The following is a 17,339-nucleotide window of genomic DNA, read 5'->3' on the forward strand; positions in this document are numbered from 1 at the left end:
CTGACGGCCGTGGCGGCGCTACCGTACTGGCGGTTATCCAGCTTCTATCTGTTCTATTTCGCCTTGCTCGGTTCGACCGCGCCGTTCCTGGCGCTGTATTTCGATCACCTGGGTTTTTCCAGCGCGCGCATTGGCGAACTGGTGGCGATCCCGATGCTGATGCGCTGTGTCGCACCGAACATCTGGGGCTGGCTCGGTGACTACACCGGCCGGCGCCTGGCCATCGTGCGCTTCGGCGCGATCTGCACGCTGCTGACCTTTTCGCTGATTTTCGTCAGCAAAAGCTACGCCTGGCTGGCGATGGTCATGGCGCTGCACGCGTTTTTCTGGCACGCGGTGTTACCGCAGTTCGAGGTCATCACCCTCGCGCATTTACAGGGTCAGACTTCGCGCTACAGCCAGATCCGCTTGTGGGGATCGATCGGCTTCATCATCACCGTGGTTGCCTTGGGGCGGTTGTTCGAATGGTTGAGCCTGGACATTTACCCGGTGACGCTGGTGGTGATCATGGGCGGAATAGTCATCAGCAGTCTCTGGGTGCCGAACGCCCAGCCGGCGCAAGGCAATCGGCTGGCGGGCGAGGGCTTTCTCAAGCAACTGCGCAGTCCCGGGGTATTGGCGTTTTACGCCTGCGTGGCACTGATGCAGATGAGCCATGGGCCGTATTACACCTTTCTGACCCTGCACCTTGAGCGCCTGGGTTATAGCCGCGGCGTGATCGGCATGCTCTGGGCCCTGGGGGTGGTGGCTGAAGTGCTGATGTTTTTGCTCATGAGCAAGATCCTTGCGCGCTTCTCGGTGCGCCGGGTGTTGATGGCGAGTTTCCTGCTGGCAGCGTTGCGCTGGTTGCTGCTCGGCTCGTTTGCCGAATTCCTGTGGGTGCTGCTGTTCGCGCAGATTCTGCACGCGGCGACCTTCGGCAGCTTTCACGCCGCTGCCATCCATTTCGTGCAACGTAGCTTCGGCGCACGCCAGCAAGGGCAGGGCCAGGCGTTGTACGCAGCACTGGCCGGCACCGGCGGCGCGCTGGGCGCGTTGTATTCCGGCTACAGCTGGAATGCCCTGGGCGCTACATTGACCTTTAGTATTGCCAGCCTCGCAGCTTTTGCTGCAGCCGTTATCATTGCCACACGTATGCAAGAGGACAGGCCATGAGCCTTACCCGTGAACAGCTCGCCCAGCAAATCATCGACGCAGGGCGTTTTTTGTATGGCCGTGGCTGGTCGCCCGCCACCAGCAGCAACTATTCGGCGCGACTGTCGGCCACCGAAGCCTTGTTGACCGTTTCCGGTAAACACAAAGGTCAGTTGGGGATTGATGACGTGCTGGCCACGGATATGTCGGGCAACAGCCTGGAGCCTGGCAAGAAGCCGTCTGCCGAAACCCTGCTGCACACCCAGTTATATAATTGGCGAGCCGACATCGGTGCGGTGTTGCACACCCATTCGGTGAATGCCACGGTGTTGTCGCGGCTGCTGCAGAGTCCGGTCGTCACGTTCGAAGACTACGAACTGCAAAAAGCCTTCAGCGGGATCTCGACCCATGAGTCCAAGGTGCGGGTACCGATCTTCGACAACGATCAGGACATCGAGCGTCTGGCGTCCAAAGTGCAGCCATGGCTCGACAGCCATCCTGACTGTGTCGGTTATCTGATTCGTGGCCATGGTCTCTACACCTGGGGCCCGAAGATGAGCGATGCACTGCGGCAGATCGAAGCGTTTGAGTTCCTGTTCGAATGCGAGCTGAAAATGCGCGCGTTGATTAACCGTTAAGGCTTACTTCACCTGAAGTCGCCAACCGCCTGATGAAACGCGTTGCCTGACCGGCCTGTAAAAGCCGGACGGCGCCGCCGCTAACGAGGAATTGCCAACATGAGCAGCCTGTCCGTTTACCACGTTTCAAGCCCGGACCTGCCAAACAAGGTCCTGACCCACTTCGAGGATATTGCCTCGACCCTGGCCGAAAAAGGTGTGCGCTTCGACCGTTGGCAAGCGGCGGCGAAGATCCAGCCAGGCGCCAGTCAGGAAGAAGTGATTGCCGCTTATCAGGTGCAGATCGACCAGTTGATGACCGAGCGCGGTTACATCACCGTCGACGTGATCAGCCTCAACAGCGATCACCCGCAAAAAGCCGAATTACGCGCCAAGTTCCTCGATGAACACCGCCATGCTGAAGACGAAGTACGATTTTTCGTTGCTGGGCGTGGCCTGTTTACCTTGCACATCGACGACTACGTATACGCCGTGCTCTGCGAGAAAAACGACCTGATTTCGGTGCCTGCGGGTACGGCACACTGGTTTGACATGGGGGAGCATCCACACTTTGTGGCGATCCGTCTGTTCAACAATCCCGAAGGCTGGGTGGCCAACTTCACCGGCGAAGACATCGCCAGCCGCTTCCCGCGTCTTGAGGATTGAGGGCATGACCATCAAAGCCATTCTCACCGACATTGAAGGCACCACCAGCGCGGTGAGTTTTGTGTTCGACGTGCTGTTTCCCTACGCCGCCCAACATCTGCCGGACTTTGTCCGTCAGCAGGCGCAACGGGCCGACGTTGCCCGGCAGATTGACGCGGTTCGCCAGGACAGCGCCGAGCCTGGCGCCGATGTTGAACGGGTGATTGAAATCCTCCTGGGCTGGATTGCCGAAGACCGCAAGGCCACGCCGCTCAAGGCCCTGCAAGGGATGGTCTGGGAGCAGGGTTATCAGGCCGGGCAGTTGAAGGGCCATGTTTACCCGGACGCGGTCGACGCGCTGAAACGCTGGCATCAGGCCGGTTATCAACTGTTTGTTTATTCGTCCGGTTCGATCCAGGCCCAAAAGCTGATCTTCGGTTGCTCCGAGGCCGGTGACCTGACGCCATTGTTCAGCGGTTACTTCGACACCACGTCAGGGCCCAAGCGCGAGGTGCAGTCCTATCAGCGCATTACTCAAGCGATTGGCTGCGAGTCTGCGCAGATTCTGTTTCTGTCCGACATCGTTCAGGAGCTGGATGCCGCCCGTGAGGCCGGTATGGCCACTTGCGGACTGGTACGCGAAGGCGGTGAGCTCGCCGGGCATCTGAGCGTCAGCAGCTTCTCGCAGATCGATCCAGCTACTTTCTGAGTGACAACGGCTGACTGCAACACGTGCGGTTAGCCATCTTTCCATCAGGGACTAACATCACGGGCAACGTACGTCTGTAGGACGTGTAGGAAGTTGCCTGTTGATAAGTCGTCCATGCCTGTTTGTGGTTTTCCTTACTTGTTTAATCTCGTCCTTGTGTAACTCTTCGGCCCTGAAGTTTGTTCGCTTCTCCAGACGCCTTGTGTGTTTGGCAATGCTGCGGACTCTTGGCGAGAGGGGTAAGGATGAAAACACCAGACCGGGCCGGCGCGCCCGTGTTGAAAATACCTAAACGACAGCGTCCGGATCCGGTGGGCAAACCATTGAGCGAAAAGGAACTGGAGATTTTGCGCTGGGCCAAGGCCGGGAAAACGGTGTGGGAAATCAGTGTGATTCGGGACATTTCCGAGGCGACGGTGAAGTTCCATCTGGGCAATATCTACTCCAAACTCGAAGTCACCAACCGCGCCCAAGCGGTCGGCGAGGCAGTCAACCGGGGCTTGCTGAGCTGAGCTCGGAATGCACTCAGGCCGTGCAGCGCAAGGCTTGCACGACCTGAAAGGTTTGGGCGATGGAGTGCTTACGACGTGTGATAGGTCGGCAGGGCGAAACGCTGCTGACTTTGCAGCATCGAAATCTGCGGCAGTTCGCTGGCCTGTTCGGCCATGTCACGGCGAATGGCACTGATCACCCAGGACAGTTGATCACCGGCATGTAATTGAGCGTAGGAAATCGAGCGTTTGAACACGCGGCCATCGCTGCTATTCAGCGTCAGCAGAATGCCGCCGTCAGGGCGTGCCTGCGTGGTGACGTCGAAGTTGGAGAACAGGGACGAAAATTTTTCCTGGATCAGGCTCATGTCGATTAGCTCCGTTTGCACTTGAATGGCAAGCATGGAGTGATAGGTGCACAGGTTGTGCCAGTACGACTATTTATAAAAAACCTTATAAATCAATGGCATAAAAATTATGCGTTTTTTCGGCATCGTGCATTCTGCATGAATGGCCATCGTGCATCCTGCATTTTGCGCGCTCGCCGCAGTATCGACCCGGATACAAAACATTTCAAAAACCGCGTGTACAGCGACATAAGTGCGGGCGTACTTTTTGCCCTGCAGCAACTTTTCCAGGTCTTTTATTGAATCTCTAACGAGAGGTTATCTGTCGTCTCTCATACAGGGATGAAGTTGCCTGAACACCCCCGATTACATGTTCGCCCGACAATAACAAAACAGGCCTGAAATCATGGGCCGAGCGGGAGCAACCATGAGCAGCGCGTCAAACGACATGATCACCTGGGGCATGATGCTCCGTAAGTTGCCGTCCATTGCCAAAGCCCTGCCACGGGTGGTCAAGGGCCTCAAGGTCGCCAACGTCAAACAGCCGGATCAACCCTGCGGCCTCGGTTGGAGCTTCGAGCAGGCGACGCAACGCAACCCCAATGGCCCGGCGCTGCTGCAAGGTGCAGTCAAACTCAGTTATGCACAGGTCAACCAATGGGCCAACCGTATCGCTCACTATTTGATTGCCCAGGGTATCGGCAAAGGTGATGTGGTCGGGATCTTCATCGAAAACCGCCCGGAGCTGCTGGTCACGGTGCTGGCGGTGGCCAAGGTTGGCGCGATCAGCGCGATGCTCAATACCTCGCAAACCCAACAGGTGCTGGTGCACAGCGTGAACCTGGTCGGCCCCGTGGCAATCGTGGTCGGCGGGGAGTTGGTCGAAGCGTTTTCGGCTATCCGCGATCAGGTTGCAATCAATGCCGCGAAAACCTGGTGGGTGGCCGATCAGGACACCTTCCGTGATCCCGGCGAAGCTCCCGCAGGCTTCACCAACCTGATGCGCGCCAGCGCCGATTACCCGGCCGACAACCCGCGCAGCAGCCAACAGGTGTATCTCGACGACCCTTGTTTTTATATCTACACCTCCGGCACGACCGGGTTGCCCAAGGCCGGGGTGTTCAAGCATGGTCGCTGGATGCGCACGTCTGCCAGTTTTGGCTTGATCGCTTTGGATATGCGCCCCGACGATGTCGTCTATTGCACTTTGCCGCTCTACCATGCAACGGGGCTGTGTGTGTGCTGGGGCTCGGCGATTTGCGGGGCGTCGGGCTTTGCCATTCGGCGCAAGTTCAGCGCCAGCCAATTCTGGAACGACGTGCACAAGTACCAGGCCACCACCATTGGCTATGTTGGCGAGTTGTGCCGTTACTTGATCGATCAGCCGCCGAGTGCCGACGACCGTAATAATGCGGTGGTGAAGATGATCGGCAACGGCTTGCGCCCCGGCGTCTGGATCGAATTCAAGCGGCGCTTCGGGGTCAATCACATCTGTGAGCTGTACGCCGCCAGCGACGGCAATATCGGTTTCAGCAACATCCTCAACTTCGACAACACCATCGGCTTTTCGCTGATGTCCTGGGAGTTGGTCGAGTACGCCCATGACAGCTGTGCGCCGATCCGCAACAGCATGGGGTTCATGCAAAAAGTCGGCAAAGGCCGGCAAGGCCTGTTGCTGGCAAAGATCGATGACAAGGCGCCGCTCGATGGCTACACCGATCCGCAGAAGACTGAGAAGGTCGTACTCCACGATGTCTTCGAGAAGGGCGATCGCTACTTCAATACCGGCGACTTGCTGCGCAACATCGGTTTCGGTCACGCACAGTTTGTCGACCGCCTCGGCGATACCTACCGCTGGAAGGGCGAGAACGTCTCGACTACCGAAGTCGAGAACATTCTTTTGCAGCACCCTCATATTGCCGAGGCCGTGGCCTATGGCGTGGAGATCAGCAACACCAATGGCCGCGCCGGCATGGCGGCGATTACCCCGGCCGAATCCCTGGCCACTCTGGACTTCAGTGAATTGCTGGGTTTCGCTCGCCAGCACATGCCGGCCTATGCGGTGCCGCTGTTTTTGCGGGTGAAGGTGAAAATGGAAACCACCGGGACCTTCAAGTACCAGAAGACCCGCCTCAAGGATGAAGCCTTCGATCCGGGGAAAACCGGCGACGATCCGATCTACGCCTGGTTGCCGGGCTCGGACACTTACGTGCAGATCACCGAACGGGTGCTGGCGGATATCCACGCTGGCAAGTTCCGTTATTGATTCTGGCTATGGCCGGGCGAGAGAAAAAAGGGGTGACAGGTGTCAGGTCGCTTAAGGAAACTAGCGGCTTTGCGATTGACCGAATGTGGAGTCCCCAATGTCAGACAAATCCCGCCAGATGACCCCGGAAGAAGCCGCGGAGTTTGCCGAGCAGGTGTTCAACAAGGCCCGCGATGGCGACGCGGCGATGCTCGCTGCGCTGCTGAGCAAAGGCTTGCCGCCGAACCTGCGTAATCACAAGGGCGACACTTTGCTGATGCTTGCCGCTTACCACGGCCATGTCGATGCGGTGAAAGTCCTGCTTGAGCACAAGGCCGATCCAGAGATCCGCAACGACAATGGCCAAAGCCCGATTGCCGGCGCGGCGTTCAAAGGTGATCTGGCAGTGGTCACCGCGCTGGTCGAAGGTGGCGCCGAGGTTGAAGGTTCGTCCTTTGATGGCCGCACCGCGCTGATGATGGCCGCGATGTTCAATCGCAGCGCGATCGTCGACTATCTGCTCAGCAAAGGTGCCGATCCCAAGGCCAAGGACGCCAATGGCATCAGCGCACTGGACGCGGCCAAGACCATGGGCGCGGCAGATACCACGGCGCAGTTGCAGAAACTGCTCGGCTGATCCCAAGGCAGGGGGCGCGCGCCGCATGACCCGTAGCAGCTGCCGAAGGCTGCGTTCGGCGGCGTAGCCGTCGTAAAATCAAACGCTACGGTCTTCCAGTAATCCGTGGATGCCGAATTTGCGACCGCTTCGCGGCCGAACGCAGCCTTCGGCAGCTGCTACGGATTGCGTACTGGCTGGGTCCCCTCGCCACAAGTCTGTGTTCCGATTCCTGGGCTCGGTATCCATTCGCGAATGCGCTATCCTTCGCGCCCTCAAATTACCCTCGCTACAGGATCCGCCCATGAAAGCCGCACTCATCGAACTCATCAGCAAAATCAGCTCCGGCTGCATGAGCGAGGCGGAAATTGTGCAGATCGCCGATGAAGCCGCCCAGGCCTATGCCGATCCCGAAGCGTTCCTGGCCGCTAATCCGGACATCAACTACGACGACACCTTCCCGATTTCGTTGGGTGAGTGGGTGGTGGTCGGCAGCCTGCCGGAAACCGTGCTGTTTCAGGCCGACACCTACATGGACCTGTTCGCGCAGATCGTCGCGTCCTTCGGCCCGGGCGTGGCGTTCAATATCAAACCCAAGCAGTTGGCCAAGACTGAAGCGTTGACCGCGCTCAACCGGATTCAGATTCAGATGGGCAGCATGAGCCCGGAAAACGGTGGTTACACGCTGATGAATTTCAGCCAACTGCTCGATGACGAGATTCAGACCGTGCTGGTCTATGGCAACGACGTTCCACGGGTGCTGGAGTTGTGCGCGCAAGTCGGGATTGCCGCGGCGCCATCGCTGGAAGCGCTGAAGGTGGCGATCCACGTTTAAGGTTGTTACTGCGCCAAACGTAATAAAACCAGACCCTCGTCAGGCCCGACTATCCTAAGGGGGAAATTCTTCTCCCGGGAGCGACACCATGGGTTCCACCTTCAATGGCCTGGTTGGCCTGATCATCCTCGCGCTGGATATCTGGGCGATCATCAACGTGCTTAAAAGCGGCGCAGAAACCGGGATGAAAATCATCTGGGTGCTGCTGATCCTGCTGCTGCCGGTGCTGGGCCTGGTTATTTGGGCGATTGCGGGTCCCAGAGGCAACATGCGGCTCTGACACCGCCTTCAAAGCCAACACATTCCCCTGTGGGAGCGAGCTTGCTCCGGGCGGCGATCCGACGATTGCGGTCTGTCTGCCAGATTGATGTTGGATGTGCCGTCGTCATCGCGAGCAAGCTCGCTCCCACAGGGTTCACTGTGTGCTTGAATCATTTTTGGTCTGACGAAGGTTCGACCTGTCATGTTCGGCGACGTAGAATGCGCGCCTTTCCTTCACCGGGGGACTTCCCATGAGCACCACCACAACCTGCGAGTACCTGGAAACCCTCTACGAAGGCTACGGTCAGCGTTTTCGCATGGAAAAACTGCTGCACGAAGTGCGCACCGAGCACCAGCACCTGGTGATTTTCGAAAACCCGCGCATGGGCCGGGTCATGGCGCTGGACGGCGTGATCCAGACCACCGAAGCCGACGAGTTCATCTACCACGAGATGCTCACCCACGTGCCGATCCTGGCGCATGGCAGCGCCAAGCGCGTGCTGATCATCGGCGGTGGCGACGGCGGCATGCTGCGTGAAGTGGCCAAGCACCGCAGCATCGAACACATCACCATGGTCGAAATCGACGGCACCGTGGTCGACATGTGCAAGGAATTCCTGCCGAACCACTCCAAGGGTGCGTTTGATGACCCACGCCTGAACCTGGTGATCGACGACGGCATGCGTTTCGTCGCCACCACCCAGGAAAAATTCGACGTGATCATCTCCGACTCCACGGACCCGATCGGTCCGGGTGAAGTGCTGTTCTCGGAGAACTTCTACCAGGCTTGCCGCCGTTGCCTGAACGAAGGCGGCATTCTGGTGACCCAGAACGGCACGCCGTTCATGCAGATCGAAGAAGTGAAAACCACCGCCGGGCGCCTGCGCAGTTTGTTCCCGGACTGGCACTTCTATCAGGCCGCGGTGCCGACTTACATCGGTGGTGCCATGACGTTTGCCTGGGGCGCGACCAACACCGCGTACCGCAAACTGTCGCGCGAAACCCTGAGCCAGCGTTTTGCCGGCAGCGGCATCATCACGCGCTACTACAACCCGGAAATCCATATTGGCGCATTCGCTCTTCCGCAGTACGTGCTGCAAGCGGTGAACAAGCCAGGTAATGATTAAGCGGAACTGACTAAAAAGGGCCGCGAGGCCCTTTTTTGTGTTTCCAGATATGCGTTGTACGAAATTTTCACAAGTGCTCCAAGACAATTCGCCCGCACCGATTTAACACTCAACCCTCTGTTTACTCTTGTTCCAGAGCCCTGGAAGCCGGACTTTGGGGGGGGCTTGCCAGTAATGAATGGCAATGCCGTGAGTGATCGTGCAACATTTGCGCATCGCGCAAGCCCCCGGCCATTTCCTGCAAGCAACGGCAAAGAGAGGGCTGGGCGCCGCAACATCTTTGAAATTTCAACTTCCAATGGGTCCTAAAACGAAATGGCAAACCCTGACGCCCTGAGTTCGCAGCGAGCTTCGAATCGCTTGCTGCAACCGACCGTCAAATCGCATCTGGCTTATACGCTGCTTTGCGCCCTGGTCATGATGGTGATGCTCTCCCTGCTGCGCCTTGCGCTGCTGGTTTACAACCGGGAGATGATCCTTAGCACCCCAGCCTCGACCTTCCTCGAAGCTTTCGCCAACGGCCTGCGTTTCGACCTGCGTCTGGTGGTCTACCTCAGCATCCCGTTGTTGCTGGCGCTGTTCAGTGTCCGGGCGATGGCAGCCCGTGGTCTGTTTCGCTTCTGGTTGACCATTGCTTCGAGCATCGCGCTGTTCCTCGGCCTGATGGAAATGGACTTCTACCGCGAGTTCCACCAGCGCCTCAACGGCCTGGTCTTCCAGTATGTGAAGGAAGACCCGAAAACCGTCATGAGCATGCTCTGGTACGGCTTCCCCGTAGTCCGTTATCTGTTGGCCTGGGCCGTTGGCACCTGGCTGCTGAGTCTGGCGTTCAAGGGCGCCGACCGTGCAACGCGCCCACGCGGCCCGTTCAGCGGTGGTGCCGTCAGCACCCGTCAAGTAGCCCCTTGGTATGCGCGCATCGCGGTGTTCGTGGTCTGCCTGTTGATTTGCGTCGTGGCCGCCCGTGGCACTCTGCGTCAAGGTCCACCGTTGCGTTGGGGTGACGTTTACACCACCGACTCGAACTTCGCCAACCAGTTGGGTCTGAACGGCACGCTGCAGTTGGTTGCGGCCGCGAAGAGCCGCATGTCCGAAGAGCGCGACAACATCTGGAAGCCGACCATGGAGCAGTCTGAAGCCCAGAAAATCGTCCGCGATATGCTGTTGCTGTCAGACGAGAAGCTGGTTGACGCCGATATCGCTGCGGTACGCCGCGATTACACGCCACCGGCCGACAAGACCCTGCCGATCAAGAACGTCGTTGTGATCCTGATGGAAAGCATGGCCGGTCACTCGGTAGGTGCTCTGGGCGCGCCGGGCAACATCACGCCAAACCTCGACAAATTGTCGAAAGAGGGTTTGCTGTTCGACCGTTTCTTCTCCAACGGCACCCACACCCATCAGGGTATGTTCGCCACCATGGCTTGCTTCCCTAACCTGCCGGGCTTCGAATACCTGATGCAGACTCCGGAAGGCAGCCACAAGTTGTCCGGCCTGCCGCAGTTGCTCAGCGCCCGTAAATACGACGATGTGTATGTCTACAACGGCGATTTTGCCTGGGACAACCAGTCGGGCTTCTTCAGCAACCAGGGCATGACCAACTTCATCGGGCGTAACGACTACGTAAACCCGGTGTTCTCCGACCCGACATGGGGCGTGTCCGACCAGGACATGTTTGACCGTGGCCTGCAGGAACTCAAGGCGCGCGAAGGCAAGCCGTTCTACGCGTTGCTACAAACCCTGTCCAACCACACGCCGTATGCGTTGCCGACACCATTGCCGGTCGAGAAAGTCACTGATCGTGGCAGCCTGAACGAGCATTTGACTGCCATGCGCTACGCCGACTGGGCGTTGGGGCAGTTCTTTGAAAAGGCCCGCAAAGAGCCGTACTTCAAGGAAACCCTGTTTGTCATCGTGGGCGACCATGGTTTTGGCAACGAGCGTCAAATCACCGAAATGGACCTGGGCCGCTTCAACGTGCCGATGCTGATGATTGCACCGGGCATCCAGGAAAAGTTCGGTCAGCGTGACCACACTGTGGGCACTCAGATCGACATCGTGCCGACCATCATGGGCCGCCTCGGTGGCGAAGTGCGTCAACAGTGCTGGGGCCGCGACCTGCTCAACCTGCCGCAAGGCGACACCGGTTTTGGCGTGATCAAGCCATCGGGCACCGAGCAGACCACGGCCATCGTCACGGCTGACCAGATCCTGATTCTGCCGAAGGAAAAGGAAATGGACCCGAAGATGTACCAGTACCAACTGGGTGCCAACCCGCATGCCGAAGTCGTCCCGAATGCACCGCGCACCGCTGAGCTGAAGCTCAAGCTGGAAGCGTTTCTGCAAACCGCGACCAAGAGCTTGCTGGATAACACCGCGGGTGTAACCGAAAGCACGCCGAACAAGTAATGCAAGTAATAGAAAAAAGGCCCGCAAGGGCCTTTTTTTTGTCTGCTGAATCAGTCGGTGGTCAAACCTTGTCGAAAACCCGGGTGGCTTGACGCAGTTCTGTGCCATGCAACCGCTACGGTTTGCCTGGGATATTCAGCAATTTGATGGTCATGGGTGCAGGAAAATCCTTCGCTACACTGCGCAACATCTTCCCCGGAACAACAAGGCAACTCCCTATGCAAAATCGCATGATGATCACTGGCGCCGGGTCCGGCCTGGGTCGCGAAATCGCTCTGCGCTGGGCTCGTGAAGGTTGGCAGTTGGCCTTGTCCGATGTCAGCGAGCCTGGTCTGCTGGAAACCCTCAAGCGGGTCCGCGAGGCCGGTGGTGACGGTTTCATTCAGCGTTGCGATGTGCGTGACTACAGCCAACTGACCGCCTTCGCACAAGCCTGTGAAGAGAAGCTGGGCGGCATCGATGTGATCGTCAACAACGCCGGCGTGGCCTCCGGTGGCTTCTTCAGCGAGCTGTCGCTGGAAGACTGGGACTGGCAGATCGCAATCAACCTGATGGGCGTGGTCAAGGGCTGCAAGGCGTTCCTGCCGCTGCTGGAAAAGAGCAAAGGCAAGATCATCAACATCGCCTCGATGGCCGCGTTGATGCAAGGCCCGGCCATGAGCAACTACAACGTGGCCAAGGCTGGCGTTGTGGCGCTGTCCGAGAGTCTGTTGATTGAACTGGCACAGCAGGAAATCGCTGTGCATGTGGTCTGCCCGTCGTTCTTCCAGACCAACCTGCTGGATTCCTTCCGTGGCCCGACCCCGGCCATGAAAGCCCAGGTCGGCAAGTTGCTGGAAAGCTCGCCGATTACCGCCAGCGATATCGCCGATTACATCTACCAGCATGTTGCCGCCGGTGAGTTCATGATCCTGCCCCACGAGCAGGGCCGTATGGCCTGGGCACTCAAACAGAAGAACCCGCAACTGCTCTACAACGAAATGACCGTGATGGCCGACAAGATGCGCGCCAAGGCCAGGCAAAGCGCCAGTGGAACTTGCGAGTAGCGGGCCGCGTCGTTAGGGTTGCCGCATCTGGCAGCCCTGACGAGATGTGTGCATGCTCAATTACCTGTGGTTTTTCCTCGCCGCGCTGTTCGAAATTGCCGGCTGTTTCGCTTTCTGGATGTGGTTGCGGCAGGGCAAAAGCGCCTGGTGGGTCGTACCGGCGCTGCTCAGTTTGATGCTGTTCGCCATTTTGCTGACCAAAGTCGAATCGACCTACGCGGGCCGAGCTTATGCAGCCTACGGCGGCATTTACATCATTGCGTCCATCGGCTGGCTTGGCGTGGTCGAGCGGATTCGACCGCTGAGCTCGGATTGGCTAGGTGTTGCACTCTGCGTGTTAGGCGCGAGCATCATTCTGTTTGGCCCGCGATTCTCTACCTCTTGAGCCATCGGCGTTGTGATGCAGGGAAGGTCTGTAAGGGGAATCGTTCTGCTGCGTAGGGCGGGACTGTTTTACTGCCGTTGCATTGAAGACCTGGCGTCAGCCGGTCATCTTCAAGGCCCGGTAACCTCAAGGACTAGAGCCATGCTCGTACTCAGCCGCGTCGTGGGCGAATTGATCTCCATTGGCGACAACATCTCTGTGCGCATCCTCGCCGTGAACGGAAGCAACGTTCGGTTCGGCATCGAGGCCCCGCAAAACATCAATGTGCATCGCGCCGAAGTCTATGAGCGCATTCAGGCCAAACGGGTACACGGCAAACGCAGCTGAAGCCCTCAGTCAAACAGGTGCTTGGGCACGTCGTGCTTGAGCATCAGCTGGCATTGCTGGCTTTCCGGATCGAACACAATCAGCGCCTGACCTTTGCTCAATGCATGGCGGACGCGTAGCACGCGGGTTTCCAGCGGGGTTTCGTCGCCATTGTCGGTGCCGTCACGGGTGACGAAGTCTTCGATCAGACGGGTCAGGGTGTCGACTTCAAGTTGGTCGTGGGGAATAAGCATAGGCACCTCGGGTCATCAATCCGGCGATCCTACGGCGGATGAACATTAACGGCCAGCAGGAGCTGCCGCAGGCTGCGATCTTTTAGCGTCCTCAAAGGCGCCGAAGATCAAAAGATCGCAGCCTGCGGCAGCTCCTACGAGGAACGCGGCAATCGATTCAGCTGCCGCGAATCAGCTTGCGCAACGCGAACCGGTTCGGATGGCAGGCCTCGGCGACGCTTCTGGGCAGCGGCAACGGTTCGTTGTCCAGCCACGCCGCCAGCAACTCACCGGACAGCGGCGCAGTGATCAAACCGCGTGAGCCATGGCCGCTGTTGACGTACAACCCATCGAGCCATGGGCAAGCGATGTCTGGCACTTGCCGAGCGTCTTTGCTCAGTGCGGCGTAGGCCTGGGCGAATGCCTGGCTGTCAGCCAAAGGGCCGACGATCGGCAGGTAGTCGGGGCTGGTGCAGCGGAACGCGGCGCGACCTTGAAGCTGTTCCGGGTCCAACTGTCGGGCGTGCAGGCGGGTGACCAGATCGCTGGAGATTTCCTCCAGCAGTTCCAGGTTGCCGAGGTGTTCGGCGGTGGTCGGGGTCAGGTCGTCGCTCTTGAAGTCGAAGCTGGCGCCCAGGGTATGTTCACCCAAACGCGCGGGGGCGACGTAACCTTCGGCGCAGACCACGGTCGCCAGACTCTGGCTTTCAGCGGTTTGCGCCAATCGGGTGATTTGCCCGCGAATGCGTTTGAGCGGCAGCTCGGCACTTTGCGCGAAACGTTTGATTTCCGCTGCGCCGGCCAGTACCACCACTGGCGCACTGGCGAGCAGGGTATCGCCGTCCCAGGCTTGCCACTGATCATCGACCTTGCGCAGTTCCAGAACATCGCGGTGCGTCAGTAGTTGGACATTGGGTTGCGACGCTTGCCATTGGCACAGGGCTGGTGGATGAACCCAGCCACCCTCTGGATAGAACAACCCGCCGTGCGCGAGCCCGATTCCAGCCTGAGCCTGCGCGTGCGGCTGGTCCAGCAGGTGCAGCAGATCGGCGGGAAAGGCCGCCGCCAACTGCGCCTGACGTTCGGCTTCCTTGGCATTGAACGCCAGTTGCAGCACTCCGCAGTCGTCCCAATCAACACCGCGCTGCAAGTGTTCGAGCAAGCGCCGGGTATGCCCGAAACCGCTGACGATCAATTGCGAAAGTGCCGTGCCGTGCGCCGAGAGTTTCAGGTACAGCACGCCCTGCGGGTTGCCCGAGGCTTCTTGCGCCAGGTCGGCATGCCGTTCCAGCAGGCTTACCTGCCAACCGCGCGCGGCGAGGCTGGCGGCACTGGCACAACCGGCGAGCCCGGCGCCGATCACCAGCGCCCGGCGTTCGCCGTTAACCTGATTCGGGCGAGCAAACCATGGCTTGGCGACTACCGGGGCAGGTGTCTCTTCAGGCCAGCCGACGAACTCACCCCGGAGGATTTCCCATTTGTGGCCGATGCCCGGCGTACGGCGCATTTTGAATCCCGCCGCATTCAGCAGACGGCGTACCCAGCCAGTGCTGGTGAAGGTGCTGATGGTCGAGCCGGGCGCCGCCAGACGCGCCAGTTCGGCAAACAGTTCGGCGGTCCACATGTCGGGGTTTTTCGCCGGGGCGAAACCATCGAGAAACCACGCGTCGATCTGTGCGTCCAGCTGTGGCAGTTGCTCCAGCGCGTCGCCGATCAACAGCGTCAGCGTCACGCGGCCGTTATCCAGCACCAGCCGCTGAAAGCCCTGATGGATGGCGACGTACTGCGCCAGTAGCTGATCGGCAAAGGGTTTGAGGTCCGGCCATAACGCCAGGGCGCGTTGCAGGTCGGGCGGGCTCAGCGGGTATTTTTCGACGCTGATGAAATGCAGTCGGGCGCCGGCCACTGCCTGTTGTTCGAACAGCTGCCAGGCGCAGAGAAAATTCAACCCGGTACCAAAACCGGTTTCGCCAATCACCAACCGGCCGTTGGCCGGAAGTTCGGCAAACCGTTCGCTCAGACGGTTTTGCTCGATGAACACGTAACGGGTTTCATCGAGGCCCGACTGGTCGGAGAAATACACGTCGTCAAACACCCGCGAACGCGGGCGACCTTGGTCGTCCCAGTCGAGCTGGGCATGCGGTACGGGGTTCGGCAGTATTTCAGGATTCATGGTCGGCTCAGACGAGGCAAGGTGGCCATTCTAGCCGATCGCGACACAGGCGATTGATCCATGGCAAACCGGATGGGATTGCCCGGACAAACACTCGGTCAATCCGCTAGTCTTGCTCAATCTTGGAAGGGAGCCACTCATGTTCGAATCTGCCGAAATCGGTCATGCGATCGATAAAGAAACCTACGAAGCCGAAGTGCCGGCGCTGCGTGAGGCATTGCTCGAAGCCCAGTTCGATCTCCAGCAGCAGGCCCGTTTTCCGGTGATCGTGCTGATCAACGGCATCGAAGGCGCGGGCAAGGGCGAGACGGTCAAGTTGCTCAATGAGTGGATGGACCCGCGACTGATCGAAGTGCGCACCTTCGATCAGCAAACCGATGAAGAACTGGCGCGACCACCGGCCTGGCGCTATTGGCGGATGCTCCCGGCCAAGGGGCGGATGGGGGTGTTTTTCGGCAACTGGTACAGTCAGATGCTACAGGGGCGGGTCCATGGTCTGTTCAAGGACGCGGTGCTGGACCAGGCGATCAACCAGAGCGAACGCATGGAGAAAATGCTCTGCGATGAAGGCGCGCTGATCTTCAAGTTCTGGTTTCACCTGTCCAAGAAACAAATGAAGGCGCGTCTCAAGGCCTTGCAGGACGACCCTCTGCACAGCTGGCGCATCAGCCCGCTGGACTGGCAGCAATCGCACACCTACGACAAGTTCGTGATGTACGGCGAGCGCGTGATTCGCCGCACCAGCCGTGACTATGCGCCCTGGCATGTGATCGAAGGGGTGGATGCGCATTACCGCAGTCTGACCGTGGGCAAGATCCTGCTCGAAGGTCTGCAAAACGCCCTCAAACGGCCTGCGGTCAAACCGGACAAAGTCAACGCTGCACCGCTGCTGACCAGCGTCGATCAACTGAGCCTGCTCGGCAGCCTGGACATGAGCCAGCGACTGGAAAAAAACGATTACGAGGAGCAACTGATTACCGAGCAGGCGCGGTTATCCGGCCTGATGCGTGACAAACGCATGCGTCGACACGCACTGATTGCGGTGTTCGAGGGTAATGACGCCGCGGGCAAGGGCGGGGCGATTCGGCGTGTGGCTGCGGCACTCGATCCGCGCCAGTACAGCATTGTGCCGATTGCCGCGCCGACTGAGGATGAACGCGCCCAGCCGTACCTGTGGCGCTTCTGGCGACAGATCCCGGCACGGGGCAAATTCACTGTGTTCGACCGGTCCTGGTATGGCCGGGTGCTGGTGGAGCGCATCGAAGGTTTTTGCAGCCCGGCGGACTGGATGCGTGCCTATGGTGAAATCAACGACTTCGAGGAGCAGATCAGTGCCTCCGGCGTGATCGTGGTGAAGTTCTGGCTGGCCATCGACAAGCAAACTCAGTTGGAGCGTTTTCAGGAGCGTGAATCGACTCCCTTCAAACGCTTCAAAATCACCGAAGACGACTGGCGCAACCGCGAGAAGTGGGATGACTACCGGACTGCCGTCGGCGATATGGTCGACCGCACCAGCACCGAGGTTTCGCCCTGGACCCTGGTGGAAGCCAACGACAAGCGCTGGGCCCGGGTCAAAGTGCTGCGCACCCTCAATCGCGCGCTGGAAGATGCTTTCGAGAAATCCGACAAGCAGGAGAAGAAGTCGAAAAAGGATAAGAAGTAGTCCGATGGGTTTGCATACGCGGGGTGAATGATTGTCGCGGTCGGCCGGGAGCTGGATTTATGCTCGATCCACTTCCTGAACGACAACAACAATGAGG

Annotated in this window: 18 protein-coding genes; 15 read left to right on the top strand and 3 right to left on the bottom strand. The window is 59.0% G+C overall.

The features are described 5' to 3' along the window. Window positions 1-9: 9 nt before the first annotated feature. The 5 genes from BK659_RS21350 (at window position 10) to BK659_RS21370 (ending at window position 3,617) form a co-directional block, all read left to right on the top strand. Window positions 10-1,155 (top strand): MFS transporter, encoded by a 1,146-nt coding sequence (locus tag BK659_RS21350; RefSeq protein ID WP_123426919.1) that lies wholly within the window; start codon window positions 10-12, stop codon window positions 1,153-1,155. Then, window positions 1,152-1,772: a methylthioribulose 1-phosphate dehydratase gene (locus BK659_RS21355; RefSeq protein ID WP_123426920.1), complete on the top strand. Its 621-nt coding sequence runs from the start codon at window positions 1,152-1,154 to the stop codon at window positions 1,770-1,772. Before BK659_RS21350 ends, BK659_RS21355 begins: the two co-directional genes overlap by 4 nt. Window positions 1,773-1,871: 99 nt before the next feature. Continuing rightward, complete coding sequence (locus tag BK659_RS21360) at window positions 1,872-2,417, top strand: 1,2-dihydroxy-3-keto-5-methylthiopentene dioxygenase (protein WP_123426921.1); 546 nt, start codon at window positions 1,872-1,874, stop codon at window positions 2,415-2,417. Window positions 2,418-2,421: 4 nt separating this feature from the next. Further along, complete coding sequence (gene mtnC / locus BK659_RS21365; protein ID WP_123426922.1) at window positions 2,422-3,105, top strand: acireductone synthase; 684 nt, start codon at window positions 2,422-2,424, stop codon at window positions 3,103-3,105. Window positions 3,106-3,350: 245 nt separating this feature from the next. Continuing rightward, window positions 3,351-3,617, top strand: a complete 267-nt coding sequence (locus BK659_RS21370; RefSeq protein ID WP_123426923.1) for a helix-turn-helix domain-containing protein — start codon at window positions 3,351-3,353, stop codon at window positions 3,615-3,617. Window positions 3,618-3,685: 68 nt separating this feature from the next. Here the strand turns inward: BK659_RS21370 and BK659_RS21375 are convergent, their stop codons facing one another. Beyond that, window positions 3,686-3,964, bottom strand: a complete 279-nt coding sequence (locus tag BK659_RS21375; RefSeq protein WP_123426924.1) for a DUF3509 domain-containing protein — start codon at window positions 3,962-3,964, stop codon at window positions 3,686-3,688. 406 nt (window positions 3,965-4,370) lie between these two features. On the opposite strand from BK659_RS21375, the gene BK659_RS21380 reads away from it, so the two are divergent. The 9 genes from BK659_RS21380 to csrA all read left to right on the top strand — a co-directional run bounded on the left by BK659_RS21380 (window position 4,371) and on the right by csrA (window position 13,194). Next, complete coding sequence (locus BK659_RS21380) at window positions 4,371-6,209, top strand: long-chain-acyl-CoA synthetase (protein WP_123426925.1); 1,839 nt, start codon at window positions 4,371-4,373, stop codon at window positions 6,207-6,209. 97 nt (window positions 6,210-6,306) lie between these two features. Next, on the top strand, window positions 6,307-6,825 hold the full coding sequence (locus tag BK659_RS21385) for an ankyrin repeat domain-containing protein (protein WP_123426926.1): 519 nt from the start codon (window positions 6,307-6,309) through the stop codon (window positions 6,823-6,825). Window positions 6,826-7,108: 283 nt separating this feature from the next. Beyond that, window positions 7,109-7,639 carry a hypothetical protein gene (locus BK659_RS21390; RefSeq protein ID WP_123426927.1) on the top strand — a complete coding sequence of 177 codons (531 nt, stop codon included), beginning with the start codon at window positions 7,109-7,111 and terminating at the stop codon, window positions 7,637-7,639. Window positions 7,640-7,727: 88 nt separating this feature from the next. Beyond that, window positions 7,728-7,919 carry a PLDc N-terminal domain-containing protein gene (locus tag BK659_RS21395; protein ID WP_123426928.1) on the top strand — a complete coding sequence of 64 codons (192 nt, stop codon included), beginning with the start codon at window positions 7,728-7,730 and terminating at the stop codon, window positions 7,917-7,919. Between the two features lie 232 nt (window positions 7,920-8,151). Beyond that, window positions 8,152-9,027, top strand: coding sequence for a polyamine aminopropyltransferase (gene speE / locus BK659_RS21400; RefSeq protein ID WP_123426929.1), 876 nt, complete (start codon window positions 8,152-8,154; stop codon window positions 9,025-9,027). A gap of 315 nt (window positions 9,028-9,342) precedes the next feature. Then, window positions 9,343-11,436, top strand: a complete 2,094-nt coding sequence (locus BK659_RS21405) for an LTA synthase family protein (protein ID WP_123426930.1) — start codon at window positions 9,343-9,345, stop codon at window positions 11,434-11,436. A gap of 218 nt (window positions 11,437-11,654) precedes the next feature. Further along, window positions 11,655-12,482, top strand: coding sequence for an SDR family oxidoreductase (locus BK659_RS21410; RefSeq protein WP_123426931.1), 828 nt, complete (start codon window positions 11,655-11,657; stop codon window positions 12,480-12,482). A 52-nt stretch (window positions 12,483-12,534) separates the two neighbouring features. Then, window positions 12,535-12,867: a YnfA family protein gene (locus BK659_RS21415; RefSeq protein WP_123426932.1), complete on the top strand. Its 333-nt coding sequence runs from the start codon at window positions 12,535-12,537 to the stop codon at window positions 12,865-12,867. Between the two features lie 141 nt (window positions 12,868-13,008). Beyond that, the gene (gene csrA, locus BK659_RS21420; protein WP_123426933.1) at window positions 13,009-13,194 is read left to right on the top strand and encodes a carbon storage regulator CsrA; all 186 of its coding nucleotides are present in this window, start codon (window positions 13,009-13,011) and stop codon (window positions 13,192-13,194) included. Window positions 13,195-13,199: 5 nt separating this feature from the next. On the opposite strand, the gene BK659_RS21425 is transcribed toward csrA, so the two are convergent. Beyond that, window positions 13,200-13,427, bottom strand: coding sequence for a YheU family protein (locus tag BK659_RS21425; protein ID WP_019693006.1), 228 nt, complete (start codon window positions 13,425-13,427; stop codon window positions 13,200-13,202). Window positions 13,428-13,584: 157 nt separating this feature from the next. Continuing rightward, window positions 13,585-15,579: a bifunctional tRNA (5-methylaminomethyl-2-thiouridine)(34)-methyltransferase MnmC2/FAD-dependent 5-carboxymethylaminomethyl-2-thiouridine(34) oxidoreductase MnmC1 gene (mnmC, locus tag BK659_RS21430; protein ID WP_404942539.1), complete on the bottom strand. Its 1,995-nt coding sequence runs from the start codon at window positions 15,577-15,579 to the stop codon at window positions 13,585-13,587. Between the two features lie 139 nt (window positions 15,580-15,718). On the opposite strand from mnmC, the gene pap reads away from it, so the two are divergent. Then, window positions 15,719-17,242 carry a polyphosphate:AMP phosphotransferase gene (gene pap, locus BK659_RS21435; RefSeq protein WP_123426934.1) on the top strand — a complete coding sequence of 508 codons (1,524 nt, stop codon included), beginning with the start codon at window positions 15,719-15,721 and terminating at the stop codon, window positions 17,240-17,242. Window positions 17,243-17,339 lie beyond the last annotated feature (97 nt).

The organism is Pseudomonas brassicacearum, assembly GCF_003732225.1.
GTDB lineage: Bacteria > Pseudomonadota > Gammaproteobacteria > Pseudomonadales > Pseudomonadaceae > Aquipseudomonas > Aquipseudomonas brassicacearum_E.